4 protein-coding genes are annotated in these 7,109 nt (G+C 66.1%); 3 read left to right on the top strand and 1 reads right to left on the bottom strand.

What is annotated here, in order from left to right:
• Positions 1-388: class I SAM-dependent methyltransferase (locus tag MAMT_RS03475; RefSeq protein ID WP_142659629.1), on the bottom strand; the 388-nt coding region annotated here is incomplete at its 3' end.
• Between the two features lie 184 nt (positions 389-572).
• Between MAMT_RS03475 and putA the strand changes: the two genes are divergently transcribed.
• The 3 genes from putA (at position 573) to MAMT_RS03460 (ending at position 7,102) form a co-directional block, all read left to right on the top strand.
• Positions 573-3,698, top strand: a complete 3,126-nt coding sequence (gene putA / locus MAMT_RS03470; RefSeq protein WP_142659628.1) for a bifunctional proline dehydrogenase/L-glutamate gamma-semialdehyde dehydrogenase PutA — start codon at positions 573-575, stop codon at positions 3,696-3,698.
• Positions 3,699-3,845: 147 nt separating this feature from the next.
• The gene (locus MAMT_RS03465) at positions 3,846-4,550 is read left to right on the top strand and encodes an ABC transporter ATP-binding protein (protein WP_142659627.1); all 705 of its coding nucleotides are present in this window, start codon (positions 3,846-3,848) and stop codon (positions 4,548-4,550) included.
• A 5-nt stretch (positions 4,551-4,555) separates the two neighbouring features.
• On the top strand, positions 4,556-7,102 hold the full coding sequence (locus MAMT_RS03460) for an ABC transporter permease (protein ID WP_142659626.1): 2,547 nt from the start codon (positions 4,556-4,558) through the stop codon (positions 7,100-7,102).
• Positions 7,103-7,109 lie beyond the last annotated feature (7 nt).

The raw sequence follows: 7,109 nt of genomic DNA, 5'->3' as shown, positions 1-7,109 counted from the left end.
CCGCGCTCCCGCGGAGTAGTTTCAGGCGCGGTTCGCGTACCTCGTTGAGCATGCCGGGGCTGGGATCGATCCCCAAGACGCACCCTTGCGGGCCGGTGAGCGCAAGCGCCTCGCGCGCCAGCAGTCCGGTTCCGGTGCCTACGTCGAGCACGGTATCCCCTGGGGCAAGCCCGGCCCGATGGAGGGCTTGATTTCGGTAACGGGAGCCGGAGCCCAGCGCCATGAATCCTTCCATTTTCTCGTATTCGGGGGCGACTTTGTCGAAGAGACCTTGCACGTAGACCTCGCGCTGGATCCCAGCCCGGGAATAGGAATGCAGCGGTGGATGGGGAGGCAGGAGGCCATGGCGGGGGGAGCATTCTCTGGATGCGGAAGAGGGAGGGAACATAAGACGCTCGAAAAATGGTTTATGGGCAAAAACGTCGCACAGCGTAACGGCTCATTGGCAAGCTTTTTGTTTGGACCTTACCCCGGAGAGGAGCGAGGGGCAGGCTCACTCTTTCCCGTGCGGGCCGTGCGATGTACAAACAGGTATCGCTGGGCTTTTCGGCCTGGGGCAAGGAGGCCAGACCATGGAGAGGAAAGAACCTCCGGAGGAGCGGTGGAAGGCGCTGCGGGAGCGGGTAAGTATCGCCCACTCGGAGGAGGACGAGTGCTGTCGGGATGAGCTTCTCGCCCGGCTCCCCCAGAGCGAGACTCTCGACCGGGAGATGGAAGAGAGGACCGAAGGGCTGGTCGCGCGGATACGGGAGAGAGAGCGGCCGCAATGGGTCGACCGGCTCTTAGCTCGTTATCCCCTTTCGCAAAAGGAGGGACGCCTGCTTTTGCAGCTGGCCGAGGCCCTGCCCCGTATTCCGGACGAAGGCACGGCGGAAGCCCTGCTCTCCGAGAAGCTGCTCGAAGGGGAGTGGCGCTCGGGCGCGGGCGACGCCCAAGACGGGATCGGCCGGGCTGCTTCCTGGGGATTGACCGCTCTCCGAGCCCTTGCCCTATGGGAGAGCCATACCTCTCTGCCCGGCTGGCTCCGGCGGGGGATGCGGACAGTCTCCCGGCAGTCAGTTCGCAGGGTCGTAGAGGCGATCGTCGGTCGCTTCATCCTCGCGGAAGACTTCCGCGGAGGAGCAGAGCGGATCGCTTCCCACCGCGCCCAGGGCTACCGCTTCTGCTGGGATATGCTGGGAGAGGCCGCGCGGACCAGAGGGGCGGCGGAAGCGGCCCGGGATCGCTACCGGCAGGCGATCGCTTTCTTTGGGCGGACGGAAGCGGGGGCAGCGGAGTCACCGGAGCTTTCGCTCAAGCTTTCCGCCCTCCATCCCCGGTGGGAACCGCTCCAGGAGGAGCGGATTGCGGAGGAGATCTACGCCGCCGTCCTCGATCTCTGCCGGGAGGCCAAAAAGGCGGGCATTCGGCTCGTCTTCGACGCGGAGGAGTCCGACCGCTTTTGGCCCCTTCTCCATCTCTTCCTACGACTTTTGGAGGAGCCGGAGATCGAGGGGGGAATCCCCTTGGGCATTGTCATTCAGGCCTACCAGAAGCGCGCCCTAGCGGCGGTCGATTGGCTTTGGGAAGTGGCCGAGGGAAAAGGAAGACGGTTTGCGGTGCGCCTCGTCAAGGGAGCCTACTGGGACGCGGAAATCCGGCGAGCCCAAGCCCTGGGCCTTTCCGGCTATCCGGTTTTTACGCGCAAGGCTCTTACCGAGCTTTCCTACCTCGCATGCGCCCGTCGATTGTTCGAAGGCTCGGGCCAGATCTTTCCGCAGTTCGGAACGCACAATCCGGCCACGGCGGCGGCAATCCTCTGCTTGGCGGAAGAACGGAACGGAGAGTGGGAGTTTCAACGGCTCTACGGGATCGCCGACCCTCTCTCCTCGGTCTTGCGCGAGGCCGGCCATCCGGTTCGCCTCTACATTCCCTTTGGAGCCCGAGCGGAGCTCTTCGGCTATCTGGCCCGGCGGCTCCTCGAAAACGGCGTCGGCCAAGCAGGGTTCTTGGACCCAGGGATGGAGAAACCCCAAGCAATTTCCCTAGGCCGGATCGCGCGGTTGCGCTCCGTCGCCCACCCAAGGATTCCGAAGCCTGCAGAGCTGTCGGCGCCTGCCTGGAAGCGGGCCGAAGGGATCGATTGGGGAGACGGGGAGGAAGTCCAGCGGCTACGGCGCGAGATCGAGGCCGCCGCCGGCCCGGGACGGGCCTTTGCCTTGGTGGCGGGAAGCGCGGCAGGTGGGAAGGAAGAGCCGGTTCTCTCCCCAGCCGATCCGGCGCGGCGGGTGGGGAATGTATCCTGGACTCAGGCCAAGCAGATCGAAGAGGCGCTCCGGATCGGATCGGAGCAGGCTCCGCGATGGGAGCGGGTTCCCGCCCAAGAGCGGGTGAAGGCTTTGGAGGTGCTGGCGGATCGACTCTGGAGGGAGCGAGCCCGGTTCCTCTACCTCCTGCGGGAGGAGGCAGGAAAGACCCTGCCGGACGCCCTGGCGGAACTTCAGGAGGCGATCGACTTCTGCCGCTTCTACGCAGCCGAGGCTAGACGGCTTTTTGGAGCTCCTCGGACGCTGGGAGGACCCTGCGGGGAACGCAACGCCATCTCTTGGCGGGGCCGAGGGCTCTTCGCCTGCATCAGCCCTTGGAATTTTCCGCTTTCGATCTTTCTGGGACAGGTCGTGGCGGCCCTGGCAGCGGGGAACGCGGTCGTGGCTAAGCCGGCCGAACAGACGCCGCTCGTTGCAGCCGAGGCGGTCCGGCTTGCGCTGGCCTCGGGCGTTCCGCCGGAGATCCTCCATCTCCTGCCCGGGGACGGGCAGGTCGGTGAGGCGCTCGTCCGCGATCCGCGGGTCTCGGGCGTCGCCTTCACCGGCTCAGGGGCGGCCGCCTCCCGGATCGCCCGGACTCTGGCGAGCCGGGAGGGAGCACTGGCTCCGCTGATCGCCGAGACCGGGGGGCTCAACGTCATGCTGGTCGATGCGACGGCGGCACCGGAGCAGGTCGTCGACGACATCGTGGTTTCCGCGTTTCGAAGCGCGGGCCAGCGCTGCTCATCCCTCCGACTCCTCTTGGTGCAGGACGAGGCGGCTCCTCGCCTGCTCGATCTGCTAGCTGGAGCGGTGGAGGAGCTCGTGGTCGGAGATCCACGGGACCCCGCGACGGACATCGGTCCCGTGATCGAACGATCAGCCTTGCTCGAGCTTGAGAATCAGGCTTGGCGGCTGGAGCGGCAGGGGAAGCTCTTAGCCAAGGCCCCTCTCCAGTCGACGGCTGTGCCGGGCGGACACTATTTTTCTCCTCGCCTGATCGAGATCCCTTCCCTCTCCCTGGTGGATCGGGAGATTTTTGGACCCCTTCTTCCAGTGGTCCGCTTTCGGGTCGAGGAATGGGAGCTCGTTCTCGATCAGGTCGCACGGATGAGGTTCGGACTCACCATGGGACTCGAGAGCCGCCTTTCCGGACGGTTGCGCCTGGTTCGGGAGCGGGCGCGGGTCGGCAACCTCTATATCAACCGACCGATGATCGGGGCCGCCGTGGCCTTTCAGCCCTTCGGCGGGGAGGGCCTGTCGGGAACCGGCCCCAAGTCGGGTGGACCTCGCTACCTGGAGGCGTTTGGCGTGGAACGGGTCTCTTCCGAAAATCTTGCGGTGAGCGGCGATCCCGATCTGCTGCTTTTACGGGAGGAAGAGGACTCGGACGGAACGAGTCCCACGCCGTAGCCTCTTTCTTCCGCCCGACCGGGAAAATAGGCTGTCAACGCCAAGCTTTCTTGGGCTAGCCTCTTTCGCGGATGGGCGCTTGCTCTTTTCGCGGTACGGTGGGGTGGGTCAAGGCACGGATGGTCCTGGCCTGCTAGGGGCGATTCGATGAGACGACTGGTCGCCCTTCTGGATCGGGTTTCCAAATCCTACGGCTCCGGGGAGAACGCGACCTGCGCCCTCCGCTCCGTCAGCCTGGAGATCGAGGAAGGCGAATTCGTGGCGCTGGTCGGTCCCAGCGGCTGCGGAAAGAGTTCTCTGCTCCACCTTCTGGCGGGGATTGATCGGCCGAGCGAGGGGAAAGTCGTCGTCCTGGGGGAGTCGCTGGCGGCGCTCGAGGAGCGGAAGCTGACCGAGATGCGCTTACGGAAGATCGGGATCGTCTTTCAGTTCTTTAACCTGCTGCCGACCTTGACGGCCGAGGAGAATGTCGAGCTGCCGGGCCTCCTCGGCGGAATGTCGCCCAAGGAGGCGCGGCAGAGGGCTCGAGCGCTCCTCGAAGAGGTGGGGCTCGCTCACCGGAGTCGCCACCCGCCCGAGCAGATGTCCGGAGGAGAGATGCAGCGGGTCGCGGTCGCGCGGGCCCTGCTGCTCGAGCCTGGACTGGTTCTGGCGGATGAGCCGACCGGAAACCTCGATTCGGAGGCGAGTCAGGTCGTGATCGATCTTTTCCGCGATCTCGGGAGGCGGCATGGGGCGACGCTGGTGCTCGCCACGCACAGCCAGGAGGTCGCGGCAGCCAGCTCCCGTGTCGTCCGGATGCGGGATGGCCGGATCGTGGGAGAGGAGCCGGCAACGGCGCCCGGGCCTTAGCCGTCATGCTCGCCCTTTTTCTTCGCCACTGCGGACGCCAGATCGCTCGGCATCCGGCGATGTCGGCCGTCACGGTTCTCTCAGTGGCTCTGGGCGTCGCCCTCTTCATTGGGGTCCTCGTCCTCAACCAGAGCGCCTTGGCCGCCTTCCGGGCCTCGGTCGACGCCACCGCAGGTAAGGCGAACCTCGAGGTATCCGGAGACGGGGTGCCGATGGACGAGGAGATCCTCCGGACGGTCCGGAGCACCCCGGGGATCGCGGCAGCCACGCCGCTGGTCGAGCAGGTCTGCCTCGTCTCCGACCATCCCGGGGAATATCTCCAACTCGAAGGGATCGACCTCTTCTCCAACGTCCCGTTCCGGGCCTTCACGCTCGAAGCGGGCGGAAGCTCGGAGAGCGACCTGCTCGAATTTTTTCGCGATCCCCGGGCGATCGCTCTGACCGCCACCCTCGCCCACAAGATGGGAGTGCGGCTCGGAGACCGGATCACCGTCCGGACGGAGACGGGGCCGGCCGACTTCGTGCTGCGCTACCTGATCGAGTTCCACGGGAAAGCGGTCGGAGCCGATGAGCATCTCGCCCTCCTCGACATCGCGAGTGCGCAGGAGAGCTTCGGCAAGGTCGGAAAGCTTTCGCGGATCAGTTGCCTGCTCCGGAAAGGAGCCGATCCCGGAGAGGTCGCCGTTTCTCTCCGGAGGCGGCTGCCCCCTTCGATGATCGTCCAGACCCCGGAAGGGCGGAGTCGCCGTGTCGAAAAGATGCTCGGCGCCTTCGAGCTCAACCTGACCGCCCTCTCGCTGGTTTCCCTTTTCGTGGCGATGTACATGATCTACAACGCGGTGGAGGCTTCGGTCGTCCGCCGCCGAGGGGAGATCGGGCTCTTGCGTAGCCTCGGACTCCAGCGGTCGGGGGTCCAGGCGCTCTTTCTCGGAGAGGCTCTCGTCGTGGGGGGCATCGGAGTCCTTCTCGGTCTGCCGCTCGGCCTGCTCCTGGCGCGAAGCCTCCTGGGGGTGATTTCCGAGAGCGTGACCGCAATCTACGCGCTTCTCCACATCGAGCGGATCTCGATCTCGGCCGAGTCGATCGCCATCGCTGCGGGCGCGGGGCTCGCCGCGGTGACGGCGGCGGCCTGGTTTCCCGCTCGCGAAGCTTCGGGAGTCGAGCCCGTCGAAGCTTTCTCGCCGGGAACCCTGGCCGAGAAGAGCCGCCGGGCCGGACCCTGGTGGGCGGTCGCCGCGGTCGGTTGCGGGGGGCTCGCCCTCGGCCTCGGCTGGCTCGCGCTCCGCACCGGCCCGCCGACGCTCAGCTTCGGCTCGGCCCTCTTCGCCCTCCTCGGATTCACGCTACTGGTACCCCTGGTCTGCCGGGAGATCGCCCGGATCCTCCGCTTCCGCTCGGTCCTGCCGCGGCTGGCGATGGCCCATTTTGCCCATTCGCTCCACCACAACGGAATCACCATCGCCGCCCTTCTCGCTGCGCTCGCCATGTACGTGAGCGTGACCGTCATGATCTTCAGCTTCCGAAAGACCGTGGACGACTGGCTCCACCGGACGGTGACGGCCGATCTCTTCGTCGCCCCCGCGATCAACGTCCGGGCGGGGACCCAGCAGGCCCTTCCCCCGACAATCGAAGAGGCGGTCGCCTCCCTTCCCTCGGTCGCCGCCTACGAGCGCTACCGAGAGCAGCGGATCCTGTTCCGAGGCGAGACGGTCAAATGCGCCGCACTCCGCTTTCCGGTCGCCGCCCGGTACAGTGGCCTCTCCCTGCGGCAGGGCGACGCGCGCCAGGTGCTGGCCGAATCGGCGGGAGCCGACCGGGTCGTCGTCAACGAGAGCTTCGCCAAGCGATTCCATGTCCGGGAGGGTGATCCGATCGAGATCCCGACTCCTCGGGGCAACCGGCTCTTCACGGTCGCGGGAGTCTTCTATGACTACACGACCGAGTTCGGCCTCTTCCTCATCGATTGGGGAGCCTACCGGCGCTACTGGGATGAGGATCGCTGCCAGACCCTGGGGCTCTACCTCAGACCGGGCGAAGACCCCGAAAGGGTACGGCAGAGCTTGCAACGGCAGATCGCCCCGGTCGGGGACTGGATCGTCTACTCGAACCGGGAGGTCCGCCAGGAGGTCTTCCGGGTCTTCGACCAGACCTTCACGGTCACCGAGCTCCTCAAAGGAATCACCCTGATCGTCTGCGCCAGCGGGATCTTCCTCAATTTCGTGATCTTGAGCATCGAGCGGCGCCGGGAAATCGGGGTCTTGCGCTCGATCGGCGTCGGCCGCTCCGGGGTCGAGGCGATGCTGGTCGGGGAAGCAGCCCTTCTTGGCGCGATCGCCTCCCTGCTCGGCCTGCTCGCCGGCACGGCCCTTTCCCTGGTCCTCACCTACGTGATCAATCCCTCCTTCTTCGGATGGACGGTTCGGTGGACGATGCCCTGGAAGCTCCTCTGGGAGCTTCCTCCCCTCGTCATCCTGACCGCGATCCTCTCGGCCTACTGGCCGGCCCGCCGGTGCGCCCGCATTCCGGTCGCCGAAGCGATGCGGATGGAGTAAGCTTGGC

Origin of the sequence: Methylacidimicrobium tartarophylax, from assembly GCF_902143375.2 — a bacterium.
Taxonomy (GTDB): Bacteria; Verrucomicrobiota; Verrucomicrobiia; order Methylacidiphilales; family Methylacidiphilaceae; genus Methylacidimicrobium; species Methylacidimicrobium tartarophylax.
The sequence above is the reverse complement of the archived record's forward strand: the minus strand, read 5'-3'. Positions and strand labels throughout refer to the sequence as shown.

Coding starts and splice junctions, on each gene's coding strand:
- putA (WP_142659628.1), top strand. CDS start 573: ATGGAGAGGAAAGAACCTCCGGAGGAGCGGTGGAAGGCGCTGCGGGAG.
- MAMT_RS03465 (WP_142659627.1), top strand. CDS start 3,846: ATGAGACGACTGGTCGCCCTTCTGGATCGGGTTTCCAAATCCTACGGC.
- MAMT_RS03460 (WP_142659626.1), top strand. CDS start 4,556: ATGCTCGCCCTTTTTCTTCGCCACTGCGGACGCCAGATCGCTCGGCAT.